At 74.7% G+C, this 14,708-nt stretch carries 14 protein-coding genes; 7 read left to right on the top strand and 7 right to left on the bottom strand.

The genetic code is table 11. The features are described from left to right. Positions 1-75 precede the first annotated feature (75 nt). A complete protein-coding gene (locus ACGFYY_RS24425; protein ID WP_393712329.1) occupies positions 76-1,518 on the bottom strand; it encodes a protein phosphatase 2C domain-containing protein in 1,443 nt (480 codons plus the stop codon). Positions 1,519-1,620: 102 nt separating this feature from the next. After that, entirely contained in the window at positions 1,621-5,391 is a 3,771-nt protein-coding gene (locus ACGFYY_RS24420; protein ID WP_393712327.1) for a S8 family serine peptidase, read from the bottom strand. A 198-nt stretch (positions 5,392-5,589) separates the two neighbouring features. On the opposite strand from ACGFYY_RS24420, the gene ACGFYY_RS24415 reads away from it, so the two are divergent. From ACGFYY_RS24415 to ACGFYY_RS24395, 5 genes are all read left to right on the top strand, one after another. After that, positions 5,590-6,567 carry a helix-turn-helix domain-containing protein gene (locus ACGFYY_RS24415; protein ID WP_393712556.1) on the top strand — a complete coding sequence of 326 codons (978 nt, stop codon included), beginning with the start codon at positions 5,590-5,592 and terminating at the stop codon, positions 6,565-6,567. Between the two features lie 24 nt (positions 6,568-6,591). Next, entirely contained in the window at positions 6,592-7,074 is a 483-nt protein-coding gene (locus ACGFYY_RS24410; RefSeq protein WP_365270257.1) for a DUF456 domain-containing protein, read from the top strand. 102 nt (positions 7,075-7,176) lie between these two features. Beyond that, a complete protein-coding gene (locus ACGFYY_RS24405; protein WP_393712325.1) occupies positions 7,177-7,389 on the top strand; it encodes a hypothetical protein in 213 nt (70 codons plus the stop codon). A gap of 91 nt (positions 7,390-7,480) precedes the next feature. Next, positions 7,481-7,852 carry a PPOX class F420-dependent oxidoreductase gene (locus ACGFYY_RS24400; RefSeq protein ID WP_393712322.1) on the top strand — a complete coding sequence of 124 codons (372 nt, stop codon included), beginning with the start codon at positions 7,481-7,483 and terminating at the stop codon, positions 7,850-7,852. Between the two features lie 120 nt (positions 7,853-7,972). After that, on the top strand, positions 7,973-8,440 hold the full coding sequence (locus ACGFYY_RS24395) for a hypothetical protein (protein WP_393712320.1): 468 nt from the start codon (positions 7,973-7,975) through the stop codon (positions 8,438-8,440). Positions 8,441-8,504: 64 nt separating this feature from the next. On the opposite strand, the gene rsgA is transcribed toward ACGFYY_RS24395, so the two are convergent. From rsgA to ACGFYY_RS24375, 4 genes are all read right to left on the bottom strand, one after another. Then, positions 8,505-9,620, bottom strand: a complete 1,116-nt coding sequence (gene rsgA, locus ACGFYY_RS24390; RefSeq protein ID WP_393712318.1) for a ribosome small subunit-dependent GTPase A — start codon at positions 9,618-9,620, stop codon at positions 8,505-8,507. Positions 9,621-9,887: 267 nt separating this feature from the next. After that, positions 9,888-10,727, bottom strand: coding sequence for a hypothetical protein (locus ACGFYY_RS24385; RefSeq protein WP_393712316.1), 840 nt, complete (start codon positions 10,725-10,727; stop codon positions 9,888-9,890). Further along, positions 10,724-11,380: a response regulator transcription factor gene (locus ACGFYY_RS24380; RefSeq protein ID WP_365270239.1), complete on the bottom strand. Its 657-nt coding sequence runs from the start codon at positions 11,378-11,380 to the stop codon at positions 10,724-10,726. The genes ACGFYY_RS24385 and ACGFYY_RS24380 overlap by 4 nt, the downstream gene beginning before the upstream one ends. Continuing rightward, positions 11,368-12,690, bottom strand: coding sequence for a histidine kinase (locus ACGFYY_RS24375; protein WP_393712313.1), 1,323 nt, complete (start codon positions 12,688-12,690; stop codon positions 11,368-11,370). The genes ACGFYY_RS24380 and ACGFYY_RS24375 overlap by 13 nt, the downstream gene beginning before the upstream one ends. Before the next feature lie 175 nt (positions 12,691-12,865). On the opposite strand from ACGFYY_RS24375, the gene ACGFYY_RS24370 reads away from it, so the two are divergent. Both ACGFYY_RS24370 and ACGFYY_RS24365 read left to right on the top strand, forming a co-directional pair. Beyond that, positions 12,866-13,294, top strand: a complete 429-nt coding sequence (locus tag ACGFYY_RS24370) for a hypothetical protein (RefSeq protein WP_393712311.1) — start codon at positions 12,866-12,868, stop codon at positions 13,292-13,294. Positions 13,295-13,371: 77 nt separating this feature from the next. Beyond that, positions 13,372-13,782, top strand: a complete 411-nt coding sequence (locus ACGFYY_RS24365; protein WP_393712309.1) for a VOC family protein — start codon at positions 13,372-13,374, stop codon at positions 13,780-13,782. On the opposite strand, the gene ACGFYY_RS24360 is transcribed toward ACGFYY_RS24365, so the two are convergent. Next, a complete protein-coding gene (locus ACGFYY_RS24360; RefSeq protein WP_393712307.1) occupies positions 13,704-14,462 on the bottom strand; it encodes a helix-turn-helix domain-containing protein in 759 nt (252 codons plus the stop codon). The genes ACGFYY_RS24365 and ACGFYY_RS24360 overlap by 79 nt on opposite strands. Between the last annotated feature and the right edge of the window lie 246 nt (positions 14,463-14,708).

Here is a 14,708-nt window from a genome sequence, read left to right as displayed (position 1 = left end):
GCGCTCGCGCGCGAGCACGCCGCACCATCACGGTGACACCGTGTACGCCTCCCGTCCAGCCCACGGGCGCGCCGGTCACGCCTCCCAGATCGCGGCGGCCGTGCGGTCGTCGGCGTAGCCCTTGAGGCGGAGCTGGGTGTCCGCGAGGAAGGCGGCGAGGCCCGGCGGCTCCGGCTCGGCCCAGCGTGCGGCGAGCTCCGCCGGGAAGGCGGCCTCCTCTCGCATGGGCTCCGCCAGGCCCCCGGAGCACAGGAGGAGGGTGTCCCCCGGGCGGGCCACGGCGGCGCGGAAGCGGAAGCGGAAACCGCCCTCGCCGCCCTCGGCGTCCTCGGCCGACCCGGCGGGTTCCAGGTCCTGCCACTGCCCCGCGCGGAGCCGGAACAGCCCGCCCGCGCCGGCGCCGAAGCACACCCGGGTGCGACACCCCGGGTCCACCGGAAGCAGCAGCCCGCGCAGTCCGGCGGTGTACGCCGACTCCGCGAGCCCGAGCTCGGCGGCGCCGGCCCGCAGTCGCCCGTAGCCACGGTCGGTGAGGCGCTGCAGGCCCGACCGCAGGGCGTCGCGGTGCCCGGCCCGGATGTCGGCGGCCAGCCGCTCCTGGCTGCGCCCGACGGCGGACGCGACCGTGCGGCACAGTTCGGCGGCGGCCTCGGCCGCGCCGGGGGCGGCCCGGTCCCCGCCCGCGAGGGCCACCAGGATCAGCGCGTCGTCGCCGCTCCCGAAGCGGGCGGTGAGCAGGAAGTCGCGGCGGGCCTCGCCGCGGTAGCGGGCGGAGTCCCCGCGCACGGAGGCGGCACGCAGGGTGTAGCCGCCGTAGCGGGCCCCCTCCAGGACGGTGTCCGGGGTCAGCCCGTCGAGGGCGGCCGGGTCGGCGGGCGGGAGAGCTCCCGGTTCGGGGGCGTACGTGGGGGCGCGGTCGCCCAGGTGGGAGACCGCGGGCCGGACGGCGTCCGGCCCGGCCGCCACCGGCTCGGGCCCCTGCCCGGGCTCGGCTTCCGGCTCGGCGTCGGACCCGGCCTCGGACCCGGATCGCGGCTCGGGCCCCCGCTCGGGCCGGGCGGCGGGCGGCTGCCGCGGGTCCGGATCGAACCAGGCCTCCGGGCTCGGCGCCTCCGGGTGCCGCACCGGCAGCTCGGGCCCGCGCGCCGGTGGTACGGCCACACCCCCGAGCGCGTACCCGGTGGCGTCGCCCGCCCGGGGATCGCGCGGCGGCGGGAGGTCGGGCAGGGTCGGGGCCGCCGTCGACTCCCCCTGGCGAGGGCCGGGCAGCAGCGGGTCCGGGGCGCGCGGAGGTTTCGGCGGACCCGGGTCCGGCGCGAGGTCCGGCGCCGGGCTCGTGGCAGGGGCCGCGGTCGGTGCCGTCCTCGGCGCCGCGGCCGGCGCCGGCGCCGGGTCGGTCGTCACGCCCGCCGCCGAGCGGAACCGGTTGTCCAGGGTGTCCCCCGGGTCGGGTTCCGCTCCCGCGTCCGGGCCCTCGTACAGCTTCTGCCACCAGTCGTCCGCGCCCTGCTGACTCATGGCTTCATTCTCGGCCTCCCATGGGGGCGGAAAACGCCGAATGCGGGAAAAGGGTCCACCGGACCGCCCTCCGGTGAACCCCTCCCGTTCCAGCCGTACGGATCAGCGCACGTCGTACGCGCGGACGACCGTCTGGGTGACCGTGGCGCCCTTCGCGTCGGTCATCTCGACCTTCAGCGACACGGGCCTGCCGGAGGCTCCGGCGTGGTCGACGACCGCGCTCCACCGGCCGCCGTGCTCGGTCACCTTCGCCTGCGTCCAGTTCTCGCCGTCGTAGGAGTACGCCAGCTTCGCCGACTTCAGCGCACCGGGTGTGTAGCCCGCGTGGCCGGTGACGGCCAGCCCGATGCTCTGGCCGTTCGCCGCCGCGATCGTCTTCATGCCGTCGAGCGGGGCCGTGCAGCGCGGGAAGAGGATCCCGAGCCCCTGCGAGTACGCCGACGCGTCGGTCTTCGAGGTGAAGCCCCAGGTGGTCCGCACGGCCGTGGATCGCTGCCAGACCCGGGCGGGCGCGCCGATCTTCTCGATGGACTGGGTCAGTTCGTAGCGGCTCTCCTCGGCAGGCACCTCGAAGACCCCGAAGGGGTACCAGCTCTCCCCGATGACCTCCCCGCCCCGCTTGAGCTCCAGAGAGCCGATGTCACCGAAGGAGCCCGGCTGGGCGGCGTGGGCGCTGTCGCCCCACATGGCGGGGGCGAAGCCGATCAGGTCGCCCTGCCGCTCGGCGGCGAGGGTCTCCCGGCCCGCGAGGTCGCGCGGCGCGACCGGGCCGGTGATGCCGTCGTACCACGTGGTGCTGCCACGCTGTCCCTTGGTGTAGGTGCGCTGCTCACCGACCATGAACTCGCCCCAGGGGAAGCTGCTGGAGAGCAACTGGTCCCAGGCGGTGTCCCCGGCGGAGTGGTACTCGGTGCGCGTGCCCGGTGCCGCGACGGTCTCGATGCCGCCGAAGTACACGGCGCTGCCGATCGGCCGGTAGGCGCCGGTCATGTCGATGAAGTCGGCCGCCACGCCCATGGAGTTGTACGTGGACTCGGTCCGTCCGAGGTCGCGGTCGCGCACCCGGTGGGTGCGGCCGCCCTTGACCTCTCCCTGCTCGGGGAGGGCGAGGGAGTAGACGTACGGGCTGTTCGCCTCGGCCTTCCAGGACAGGGTGACCTCGCCGGTCGCGAGGCGGGCCGACAGCTCCTTCGCCTCGGCGGTCTCGATGGTCAGCGCGGGCAACGCGCCGCCCGCGTAGCCGGTGGATCCGGCCCAGCGGCCGGGGGCGTCACGGTGGGCGAGCACCGCCCTGGCGCCGGCGGCCCGCGCGTTCCGCGCGACCTCGTACAGGGCGCCGTCGACCGCCTTCACCAGGACGACCGCGTCCTTCGCGCCCGCCGCGGCGAGTTCCTCGGGGGTGCCGGAGCCGGCGTCGACCAGCCGCGCGGCGCCGACTCCGTCGAGGTTGTCGCTGCCGGTGGAGGCGGTGATCGGGTGCAGGACCGGGCCGCCGACGACCTTCAGCTCGGAGACGAGCGGCGCGGCGGCCCGCCAGTACGAGGCGAACTCGAAGTCGCCGTCCTCCGCACGGCCTTCGACGGAGGCGTAGAAGCCGCGGATGGTGCGGCCGCCCATGGCGGTGCCCGCGTGCAGCCAGACGTCGTCCCAGCTTCGGGCGAAGCCGAGGGTGGTGTTGCGGGCCTCGACCGGCTTGTCGGCGGCGATGTCCAGACGTCCGGCCTTACGGGCGTCCAGGACGACGGTGGTGTCCTTCTTCAACTCGACCTGGGGGCGGCCGATATAGGTGAGGGAGTCGATCAGTTCGGCGCCCTCGCCGGCGTCGGGGGTGGCGACGAAGGCGGAGAGGAAGTACGCGCCGGGGCGCACCCGGTAGACCTGGTCGCCGGCGCCCTCGTTGAAGCGGCGCTCGCCGGTGGCGTCGTCGGTGCCGATCACGTCCAGCGAGGAGGGACCGGCGGCCGGCTTGCCCGCGCGGTCGACGAGCTTGACGCGCAGGGTCACCGTCTCGGGCTCGACGTAGAGCGAGAAGGGGGTGGAGACGCGTACGCCGTTCGCGGTGGCGACGACGCGGCCGGTGACGTCCCCGTACTGGGAACGCTCCAGCTTCGCCGCCGGGTCGAGGGCGAGCGGCACCCGGGTGGTGGCGCCGGCCGGGACGGTGACCGTACGCCGCTCCAGGCGGGCCACCTGGGCGCGGACGGGAGAGCCGTCGTTGCCGGTGACCTTCTCGACGGCCAGGTTCAGGGTGACGGGGCTCTTGCCCGTGTTGGTGTACGGGACCTCGACGGTGGTGCGGTCGCTGCGGTCCTGCGGCCAGTTGTACGTGCCGCCCTGGACGGCGGGGGCACCGGTGACGCTGGTGTCGATGGCGGCCTTCACGTCGAGGCGGCCGCCGCCGGTCTCCCGTACGTCGCCGGGGACCCGGGTTTCGGCGGAACCGACGAGGGCGGCCTTGATCTGCTGCCCGCTCCAGTCGGGGTGGCGCTGCTTGACGATCGCGGCGGCGCCCGCGACGTGCGGGGTGGCCATCGAGGTGCCGGACATGGACCGGTAGGCGTACAGCCCGCGGCCGCCCGCGGCGGCGGCGGAGATCCCGACGCCGGGGGCGGCGATCTCGGGCTTGAGGGTGTGCTGGAGTCCGGCCGGGCCACGGCTGGAGAAGGTGGCGGTGGTGTCGTCACGGTCGACGGCGCCCACGGTCAGGACGGAGGCGGCGCAGCCGGGCGAGGAGACCGTGTTGTTGCCGGGTCCGGAGTTGCCGGCGGCGACGACGAACAGCGGGCCCTGCTGGGAGAGCCGTTCGGCGGCGGCGGCCAGCGGGTCGTCGCAGGCGGTCTGCGAGGGGTCGCCGAGGCTCATGGACACCACGTCGGCCTTGGCCTCCACGGCCCACTCCATGCCCGCGATGATCCATGAATCGAGGCCGTACCCGCCGTCGTTCAGGACCTTGCCGCTGAGCAGCTCGGCGCCGGGCGCCACGCCCTTCTTGGCGCCGCCGCTCTCGGCGCCGGAGCCGCCGACGGTGGAGATGGTGTGGGTGCCGTGGCCCTGCCGGTCCGCGTCGGTGTCGGAGTCGGTGAAGTTCTTCGAGGCGGAGACCCGGCCCCGGAGGTCGGGGTGGTCCGGATCGGTGCCGGTGTCGAGGACGGCGACCTTGGTGCCCTTGCCGTCGTACCCGGCGGCCCAGGCGGCGGTGGCGGCCACCTGTTTCGTGGAACGCTCCAGGTTCGCCCGGACCTTGCTGTCCAGCCACAGCTTCTTCAGTCCGCCCGCGACGGAGCGCGCGCGGGCGTCCGTACCGGTGACGTCGGACCAGAACGCGGCGGCCTGCTCCTTGTCGGCGGTGAGGGCGACGGCGCCGATGGAGCCGAGGACGAGGGAACGGTCGGCGCCGCGGGGCGCGGGCGGGGCGCCGCGCGCGACGTTCACGGATCCGTCGTAGACCGCGATGAGCGGCAGCTTCTTGGTGTGGGCGTCGTCGTAGCCCTGCCGGACGAGGCCGGTGACGTTGAAGAGCTCGGGGTCGACCTTGCCGGCGGCGAGCGCCTTGACCGCGCCCTCGGGGTAGACGTAGAGGTCCTGGCCCGACTGCCGGGTCTGGACGAGCGGCTGCGCGCCGTCCGCGCGGGGCATCGCGGTGGCGGCGGTGCGGCCGGCCGCGTCGGTGGACACCAGGATCCGGTCGCCGGTGACCAGGGTCACCGTGACCGGGGCGGCGGGCTGCTTTCCGGCCGCCCCGCTCGCGACGAGCGGTCTGTTCGCCGCTCCCGGTGCTCCGTCGGCCGGCTGCGCGGCCGTCGGGCCGACGGCGGTGACGGCCAGGACGGCGGCGGTGGCCGCCCCGAGTGCCGTACGCGATATCGGACGCATCGCTCTCCCCAGGTGAATTCCGGCCAACTGCTGCGTTGCACGGCGAAAGCGCCGCGTAAGTGGCCTCTGGCCGGCGGATGTTGGTGCTGCGGTGGCGTCACCTTGGCAGAGTGGCGGCAGGTGCGGCGATGATGTCCGCGGCGGGTTTGCGCCGTGGCCGCTTCCCGCCAGGAGCGTGTCGAAAGGTGGGTGGACGGGTTGCTGGGTGCCATAGGCCTGGACGAGGGCCAGGAGTCGGCGTACCGCGCGTTGGTCGCGCTGGGTGCCGCGGAGGTACCCGATCTCGCGCACCGCCTGACGCTGCCGGTGCCGCACACCGAGCGGGCCCTGCGCCACCTGGAGCGGCAGGGTCTGGCGGCGCAGTCCTCGGCCCGGCCCGGGCGCTGGGTGGCCGCCCCGCCCGGTGTCGCCCTCGGGGCGCTGCTGACCCAGCAGCGGCACGAACTGGAGCAGGCCGAAATGGCGGCGGCGATGCTGGCCGAGGAGTACCGGGCGGAGGCGACCGAGCCCGCGGTGCACGACCTGGTGGAGGTGGTGCAGGGTGCGAGCGCGGTGGCGCACCGCTTCCACCAGATCCAGCTGGGCGCGGAGAAGGAGGTCTGCGCGCTGGTCACCGGCCGGCCGCAGGTGGTGACGGGCACGGACAACGAGGCGGAGGACCGGGCCTCCGTCCGCGGGGTCGACTACCGGGTGGTCATCGAGCGGGAGGTACTGACCCTGCCGCGCGGGATCCGGGAGGCGTCGACGGCGCTGGCGCGCGGCGAGCGGGTCCGGGTGACGGAGCGGGTCCCGACGAAGCTGGTGATCGCGGACGGGACGCTGGCCATGGTTCCGCTGACGGGCCGCGGGGCGGAGCCGGCGGCGCTGGTGGTGCACGCCTCCGGGCTGCTGGAATCCCTGACCGGCCTGTTCGAGGCGGTGTGGCGGGAGTCGCTGCCGCTACGGCTGGGGGCGACCGGTTCGGCGGAGGAGGCCGGTGGCAGCCCCGACGCCACGGATCTGGAGATCCTCTCGCTGCTCCTGGCGGGCATGACGGACGCGAGCGTGGCCAAGCACCTGGAGCTGGGGCTGCGCACGGTGCAGCGGCGGGTCAAGGGCCTGATGGAACTGTCCGGGGTGACGACCCGGCTGCAGCTGGGCTGGCACGCGTACGAGCGGGGCTGGGTGGCCCGATAGCCCCTGGTCGGTCAGGCTGAGCGCATGGATCTGCCTCGGCTGCTGCTGGTGGGGCTGGTGCTGCTGCTCGGGGTGGTCGGAGTGCTGATCCCGGGTGTGCCGGGCACCTGGCTGGTGTGGGCGGGGCTGCTGTGGTGGGCGCTGCACGTGCGCTCGACGGTCGCCTGGTCGCTGCTGGTCGCGGCGACGGCCCTGCTGCTGGTGGTCCAGGTGGTGAAGTGGCTGCTGCCGCCCCGGCGGGTGCGGGGGCTGGGCATCACCTCCCGGATGGCGGTGTTCGCGGGGGCCGGGGCGGTCCTGGGCTTCGTCCTGGTTCCGGTGGTGGGGGCGGTACCGGGCTTCGTGGGCGGCGTCTACCTGTGCGAACGGCTCCGACTGGGCACCCACGGCGAGGCCTGGGCGTCGGTGCGGGCGGTGATGCGGGCGGTGGGGACGAGCGTGCTGGTGGAGCTGTTCGCGTGCCTGATGGTGGTGGGGGCGTGGGTGGGGGCGGTGGTGGCGCAGTAGACGCCGGTCGGCGGACTCCACCGCGGGAGGCCGCCGCCCGGTGCGGCTGGCGCGATCGCGGGTAGGCTCCCAACCCCTGCCTCGATCGGTCGTGGAGCAGTCATGGATGAGTCCGTTCCGGGCGAGCCGGCCCGCGTCGCCCCGCAGCCCGCCGACCCGGTCGGGCTCCGGGCGGATGACGACGGCCCGCGGTTCCCGTCGGACGCCGGTGAGCCGGCCTGCCTCCTGCACCTCGTCTGCGACGCGTGCGGAGCCCTGGCCACCGACCGCGGGGCGCGCCGCTGCCCCCGCTGCGAGGCCCCACCGGCCGGGTGAACGGCTCGGCTGAGCCCGGCATGATCCGAAGGACAGGCCCTAGGTCCGCAGCCCGATGCGGGGACCGAGGGTGGCTGCGAGGCTGGGCGGCATGAAGGACTTCAAGGGTTTCAGCGAGGCCGAACTGGCGTATCTGCGTTCCCAGCACCTGGGCCGGTTGGCGACGGTGGACGCGGCCGGGCAGCCGCAGGCGAACCCGGTGGGCTTCTTCCCGCAGGAGGACGGGACGATCCTGGTGGGCGGGATGGCCATGGGCACCACCAAGAAGTGGCGCAACCTGCACGGGAACCCCCGACTGGCCCTGGTCGTGGACGACCTGGTGAGCACCCGGCCGTGGCGGGTGCGCGGCATCGAGATCCGGGGCCGGGCCACGCTGGAGACGGGTCCGCACGAGCTGGGCCCCCATTTCGGCCCGGAGGTGATCCGGATCCACCCGGAACGCGTCCATGCGTGGGGGCTCTGACCGCCGCTCCCGGCGCGCCGCGGTTCGTCCTCGTACGGCGCCCGGCGCTGACGCGCTGCTTAGGGGGAGGCGGCGACAGTGGGGGGTCGGGGCCCGTGACGCCCCGAGGGGGGAGTACCAGTGCCGATCCGGACCAGGGGCTGCGTCGTCGTCGACGCCGCGGACAGTGCCGTTCCCGAGGCCTCACAGGCCACGGCGCCGCAGCGGCGATCCGTGACCCGCTCACGTCTCACCTGCCTCTACGGCGGGGTGTTCATGTCGGCCGGCACGGCGCTGCTGGCCGTGGTCCACCTGCTCGCGGTGCAGGCGGTGGTCCGGGGCAACGATCCGGTCCTCGAACTGCGTTCGGGGACCGGGATCGTACTGGCGCCCGCCGACTGTCCGCAGCAGCCGCCCGGCGGGCCGGCCGGCTGCCCGGCGTTCGCCCGGGAGCAGCCCCAGGACGCGTTGGTGTCGTCCACCGCGCTGGTGCTGGTCGCTCTCGTGCCGCTCTCGATCGCCGCGGGATACGTGACGGCCGGGTACGCCCTGTCGCCGCTGCGGCGGATCGCCCACGGCGCACGACGGGCTTCCCACCAGGCCCGCTGAGGGTGCTCCTGGTGGGGGGCGGGGTCCGGACGGACACGGCCGGCGCCCCGCCCCCCGTCGTGCTTCAGGACCGGCCGCTGCGCTTCGCGGCATAGTTGGCCCGACCCTCCGCCGCCTTCAGGCGCCAGTCACGACGGATCTCCGACCGCAGCCGGGCGTCGGTCTTGGCGACGATCCGCTGGTTCTCCCGCAGGAGCTTGCGGTAGCTCTCCAGGCGGCGGTCCGTGAGCTCGCCGGACTCCAGGGCGGCCAGCACCGCGCACCCCGGTTCCGCCTCGTGCGCGCAGTCGTGGAAGCGGCAGTTCTCGGCGTACTCCTCGATCTCCGAGAAGACCTGGCCGACGCCGGTCTCGGCGTCCCAGAGCCCGACGCCGCGCAGGCCGGGCGTGTCGATCAGGACGCCGCCGGCCGGCAGGGCGAGCAGGTTGCGGGTGGTGGTCGTGTGTCGACCCTTGCCGTCGACCTCGCGGGCCGCCTGCACCTCCATGACCTCGGCGCCGAGCAGCGCGTTGGCCAGGGTGGACTTGCCGGCGCCCGAGATGCCGAGCAGCACGCTGGTGCCGTCGCCGACGATCGCGGCCAGCACGTCCGTACCCTCCCCCGTGACGGAGGAGACGGTCAGTACCTGGACGCCCGGCGCGGTGGCCTCCACGTCCTGGACGAGGTGTCCGAGCGTCGCCGCGTCCGGGACCAGGTCCGCCTTGGTGAGGACGACCAGGGGCTGGGCCCCCGACTCCCAGGCCAGGGCCAGGAAGCGCTCGATGCGCCCGAGGTCCAGCTCGACGGCGAGGGAGACCGCGATGATGGCGTGGTCGACGTTGGCAGCGAGGATCTGCCCCTCGGACCGCTGCGAGGAGGTGGACCGTACGAAGGCGGTCCGGCGCGGCAGGTACGCCTTCACGTAGCGGGGGTTGCCGGTCGCCTCGACGGCGGCCCAGTCCCCGGTGCAGATGACCCGGAGCGGGTCGTGCGGAGTGACGAAGGCGGTGTCGGCGCGGACGATGCCGTCAGCGGTCATGACATCGCACTGGCCGCGGTCGACGCGTACGACGCGGCCGGGCAGGAGTCCCTGCTCGGCGTACGCGGTGAACTCGGCCTCCCACGCGTCGTCCCAGCCGAGGGCGGCGAGGGGGTGCGGGAGCGAGGTGTGCGAAAGGGACGGGAGAGCGGAGAAAGACAAGGGAAACCCTTCACAGGGTGGCCCCGGCCGTCGGCGCTCGCTCGATGGCGGCGCGCGAAGAGGTGTGAGGTCAGCCGGAGACCACAGAAGTGACATTGATGATCTTCTGAGTGCGGGCAGCGCCCTGCGCAATGACAGTCATCAACGAACTCACCTCCGGGTCCATGCACAACCTGATCGTTCCCCACCGGTCGGCGGGAACTGATCCACCGTAACAAGACCGCTCCCGCCGGGGCCACTTCTTTTTTCGGCTACGTCCGCGGGGTGTCAGGAGTCGCCCGCCCCGGCGGCCGCCCAGGGCCCGTCGGGATACGCCGCCTGGGCACGGCCGACGCCCGCCTCGATGTCGAGGCTGCGCGAGGACGCGGGGTCACGCAGGGCCTCCGGCACCTCGCATCGGCCGGATCCGGCCTCGCAGCGGACCTTGAAGCGGGTGGCCGCGGGCACGGTGAGGGCCAGGCGGCCGGAGCCGACACGGGCCGTGATCCCGTCGGGCGGGGTGACGAAGGTGGCGACGGCCCGGCCCGAGCCGACGCGGATCTCGGCCCGGTCCGAGGCGAGTCCGGTGGCGTGCAGATGACCCGAGCCGACCTTCGCGCGCAGGGCGCCGCGCAGCCCGACGATCTCGACCTGGCCGGAGTCGACCTCCGTGTCGACGGTGCCGCCCAGTCCGCTGAGCGCGATCCGGCCGGAGCGGGTCGTCACCTTCACGGGGACGTCCACGGGTACGGTCACCGCCAGCTGGACCGAACAGCCCACCCCGGCGAGGGGCCAGAGGTCCTCGCCGGGGCAGTGCGGGGTCAGCCGCAGTGTGTCGCCGAGCCGGCTCTGCTCGATGGTGGGCGTCCTGAGGGACCAGCTGACCGTGGCCCGGTAGCCGACCTGCCGGTCCGCGCGGGGGGTGACGGTGATGTCCGCGTCGCCGCCCACGATCTCCACCGCGGTCACCGGGCGGCCGTCGCTGCCGCCGCGCAGGGTGTCGCTCCGGGTGCTCCCCCAGGCCCACACCTGCCAGGTGGCCGGTGCCACCACGAGGACCGCGCAGAGCAGGGTGGCGGTGATCCAGGCCAGGCGGTGCGCGCGGCGGGCCCCGTCGGTCGGGGTCACGGAGTGCCGTCCAGGAAGCGCAGGACCGCGAGTACCCGGCGGTGGTCGCCGTCGGCCGGTGGTAGGTCGAGCTTGGTGAAGATGCTGTTGATGTGTTTGGCCACCGCGCTCTCGCTCACGACGAGTTCGGCGGCGATCCCGCCGTTGGAGCGGCCTTCGGCCATCAGGGCCAGCACCTCGCGCTCACGGGGGGTGAGTCGGCCGAGGGGGTCCGGGCCGCCGCCGCGGCGCAGCAGGAGCTGGGCGACGACCTGCGGGTCGAGCGCGGTACCGCCCGCCGCGACGCGGCGCAGGGCGTCGATGAACTCCTCCACGTCGGCGACCCGTTGCTTGAGCAGGTAACCGATGCCGGCGCGGGTCTGCGTGGCCAGCAGATCGGCGGCGTAGCGCTCCTCCACGTACTGCGAGAGCAGCAGCACGGCCGTTCCGGGGCTCTCCTGGCGGATCATCAGGGCGGCCCGGACGCCCTCGTCGGTGAATCCGGGCGGCATCCGCACGTCCACCAGGGCCAGTTCGGGGCGGTGTTCCTCGACCGCGGCGAGCAGACCCTCGGCGTCGCCGGTCTCGGCGACCACCTCGAATCCGGCCATGTCGAGGACTTTGACGAGTCCTATGCGCAGCAGGACGGAGTCCTCGGCGATCACAGCCCGCACGGCAGCTCCACGGTGATGACGGTGGGACCCCCGAGGGGGCTTTCGATCATGATGGTTCCGTCGACGGACCCTACGCGTTTGCGCAGGCCCACCAGGCCGGTGCCGCGGGCGGGATCGGCGCCGCCCACTCCGTCGTCGGAGACGGTGATCCGCAGCAGGTCGCCGCCGCGGGCCGATCCGTCGGGGGCGGGCTCCTCGGGGGCGGGTCCCTCGGAGGCGGGTCCCTCCGGAGCCGGATCGCGTACGACGTGCACCCGACAGCGTTCCGCCCGGGCGTGCTTGGCGACGTTGGCCAGGGTCTCGGAGACCACGAAGTAGGCGACGGCCTCCACGGTGGGGCCGGGCCGCCGCCCGATGTCCACGGTCAGCTCGACGGGGAACGGGGCCCGGGCGGCGATCCCGGAGAGCGCCGCGTCGAGGCCACGGTCCTCCAGTACCGCCGGATGCAGGCCCCGTACCAGGCTGTTGAGCTCCTCGATGGCCTCCTTCGCCTCGCGGTGCGCCTCGTCGATGACGGCCTTGGCCTCGGCCGGCAGGTCGGGGAGGGTGGCGCGGGCGATGCCGAGGTTCATGGCGAGGGCGACCAGTCGTTGCTGGGCTCCGTCGTGCAGGTCCCGTTCGATCCGGCGGCGTTCGAGGTCGGCCGCGTCCAGCACCCCGGCCCGGCTCTCGGCGAGGTCCTCGACCCGCCGCTCCAGTTCACGGGCCCGGTTGGGGCCGAGGAGGGAGGCCGCGGCGACGGAGTCCAGCCGGGTGACGAGGGCGGCGAACCAGGGTGCGGTGAGCAGGAGCAGGACGCCGCCGACGGTGATGGCGTCGTAGTCGCCGGTCCAGCCGGGAGTTCGGGTGTCGGCGGGCAGGATCCAGAACCAGCCGTAGACGCCGGCGGCGGCGACGCCGAAGGCCCAGGCGAGCACCACCAGCGCGCCGGCGACGGCGGCGAGCGGGCTGACCAGCAGGTGGTAGCCGTACTGCCGCCAGGTCGCCTCGGATCGCAACCACCGCGCCACCGCGAGCGGGGTGAACCGGGCGCCCTTCCGTTCGACCTCGAGCACGTCGAGGTCGAGCAAGGTCCGGAACCGGCTGCGTTGGAGCCGGGTCAGGAGCGGCCCGAGCGCCAGCATCAGGAGCAGGGGGAGCGCGCCGGGCCAGGGCGCCGCGACGATGGCGGTGAGGCCGAGGAGCACGGGCAGGGCGGCCGGGATCGCGGCCGCGGTGAAGGTCGTGTTGCGCCACGCCCATGCCGACCACGGCGCGTGCGCCGTGATCCAGGCGTACGTACGCCTCGGCGCACCCCCGCGAATTGCCATGCCCCATACGGTAATCGCACTGATCAGCGGCTTGACATCATGCGGGCACCCGCCCGGGGGTGTACCTGGCGCCACCCCCGATCCGGATCATGGGGCTACTGATCCGGCGGGCCCGGCCGACGAGGCTGGTGGAGTGCCCGGGGGACGGACCGCCGGGCGGAAGGAGACCCTCGTCATGGCTCTCGTCGCCCCGCAGGCCCACGCCTGGCGCACCGCCCGCACGCCGCGCACCCGTACCGCCCGCATGCCCCGGATGGCCACCGTGCTCACGGGCGCCGGACTGGTGTTGCTGCCCTGGGTGGTGGTGCTGGCGAAGACGATGCCGCAGACCACCGAGGTCTCCCACTGGTCCACGGCGTGGATCGGCCTGGACCTGATGTTGGCCGCCGGGCTGACGGGGACAGGGGTACTGCTGCGCAGGCGAGATCCCCGGGCGTCCCCGGTCGCGGCGGCGACGGCCGCCCTGTTGGTGATGGACGCCTGGTTCGACGTCACGACCTCGGCCGGAACCGGCGGTCAGGGGATGGCGCTGCTGCTGGCGGCCGGCGCGGAACTGCCGTTGGCGGCCGCCTGCGCGATGGTGGCGGCGCGGCGCCCGCACTGACGCCATCCTCTCGGGCGTCACCAGCCGGTGTCCGATTCGTTCAAGACGGGTGCTCGGTGTCCGCCTAGCCTGCTGCCATGACTCCTCGATTCGACCTGATCGGCATGGTGGTCTCCGACATGGCCGCCTCGCTCGCCTTCTACCGCCGCCTCGGGCTGGACATTCCGGCCGAGGCCGACGACGCGCCGCACGTGGAGGCCGTCCTGCCCGGGGGCCTGCGCATCGCCTGGGACACGGAGGACACCATCCGTTCCTTCGACCCGTCGTGGACCCGGCCCACTGGCGACGGCCGTCGGGACCTGGCCTTCCTGTGCGACTCCCCCGCCGAGGTGGACGCGCTCTACGCCGAACTGACCGCCGCCGGGCACACCGGGCACCTGAAGCCCTGGGACGCCTTCTGGGGTCAGCGCTACGCCGTCGTGCTCGATCCGGACGGCGGCGGCGTCTCGCTGTTCGCACCCTCGGCCCCGGCGGCCCCGGCCGCGTAGGCCCGCAGGGTCGTCCCGGCCAGCGCCCGTACCTCGCGGGAGAGGTGCGCCTGGTCGGCGTACCCCGCGACGCAGGCGACCTCGGCGAACGGCACGCCCGCGCGGGCCAGGGCCAGGGCGCGGCGCAGCCGCAGGATGCGGCCGAGCGTCCGGGGCCCGTACCCGAACGCGTCGAGCGAGCGCCGGTGCAGCTGCCGCTCGCCGAGGCCGACGGCCCGGGCGATCCCGGCGACCGCCTCCCCCGCGCGGAGCCGGGCCACGACCTCGGCGGCCGGCAGTTCGGGCGCGCGGGCCACGGCGGCGCGGGTACGGGCCAGCGCCTCGAGTCCCGCGCGCGCGTCCCCGTACTCCTCGACGTACCCCTCGACCAGTTCGGACGCCCGGCGCACCGCACGGGCGGGCCACAGGTCGGCCAGCTCGACGCGCCGGTCCCGTAGCACGTGGGCCGGTACGCCGATCAGCGTGGGCGCGGTGCCGGGCGCGAGCCGGATCCCCGCGAAGGCGCCGCCGGGGACCTCGCCGGCCGGATGCGGCCCGGTGTCGGGTCCGGCCACCAGCAGCCGCCCGTCGGCCCACATCAGGTCCATGCAGCCGTCGGGCAGCACCACCGCCCCGGTGCGGGCGGCCGCGCGCCACAGCACGGCGCCGGAGACCGCCGCGGACACCGCTTCCTCGTACACCACTCCAGGTTAAGGACCGGGCGTCTCTTTCGGATCAGGCCCGGCGCGCCTCGGTGGCGCGGGAGGGCGCCGGTGGAGGATCGGGGGGGGGGGGGGGGGGGGGGGGGGGGGGGGGGGGCGCCCCGCCCCCCCCCCCCCCCCCCCCCCCCCCCCCCGCCCGCCGTCCCCCGCCTGTCGTGCGTCCCGCCCCCGGCCGGCGCGGCGCCGCCGGATGGCGGGCCGGCGCGATCCCGGCCAGGACGGCCA

The organism is Streptomyces sp. NPDC048331 (assembly GCF_043201215.1).
Lineage (GTDB): Bacteria > Actinomycetota > Actinomycetes > Streptomycetales > Streptomycetaceae > Streptomyces.
Note: the sequence above shows the minus strand (reverse complement) of the source record. Positions and strands in the feature narration are given on the sequence as shown.

Bases quoted from the DNA above. Each gene is read 5' to 3' on its own strand.
- ACGFYY_RS24425 (WP_393712329.1), bottom strand. From the start codon at position 1,518: ATGAGTCAGCAGGGCGCGGACGACTGGTGGCAGAAGCTGTACGAGGGC.
- ACGFYY_RS24420 (WP_393712327.1), bottom strand. From the start codon at position 5,391: ATGCGTCCGATATCGCGTACGGCACTCGGGGCGGCCACCGCCGCCGTC.
- ACGFYY_RS24410 (WP_365270257.1), top strand. From the start codon at position 6,592: ATGGATCTGCCTCGGCTGCTGCTGGTGGGGCTGGTGCTGCTGCTCGGG.
- ACGFYY_RS24405 (WP_393712325.1), top strand. From the start codon at position 7,177: ATGGATGAGTCCGTTCCGGGCGAGCCGGCCCGCGTCGCCCCGCAGCCC.
- ACGFYY_RS24400 (WP_393712322.1), top strand. From the start codon at position 7,481: ATGAAGGACTTCAAGGGTTTCAGCGAGGCCGAACTGGCGTATCTGCGT.
- ACGFYY_RS24375 (WP_393712313.1), bottom strand. From the start codon at position 12,690: ATGGCAATTCGCGGGGGTGCGCCGAGGCGTACGTACGCCTGGATCACG.
- ACGFYY_RS24370 (WP_393712311.1), top strand. From the start codon at position 12,866: ATGGCTCTCGTCGCCCCGCAGGCCCACGCCTGGCGCACCGCCCGCACG.
- ACGFYY_RS24365 (WP_393712309.1), top strand. From the start codon at position 13,372: ATGACTCCTCGATTCGACCTGATCGGCATGGTGGTCTCCGACATGGCC.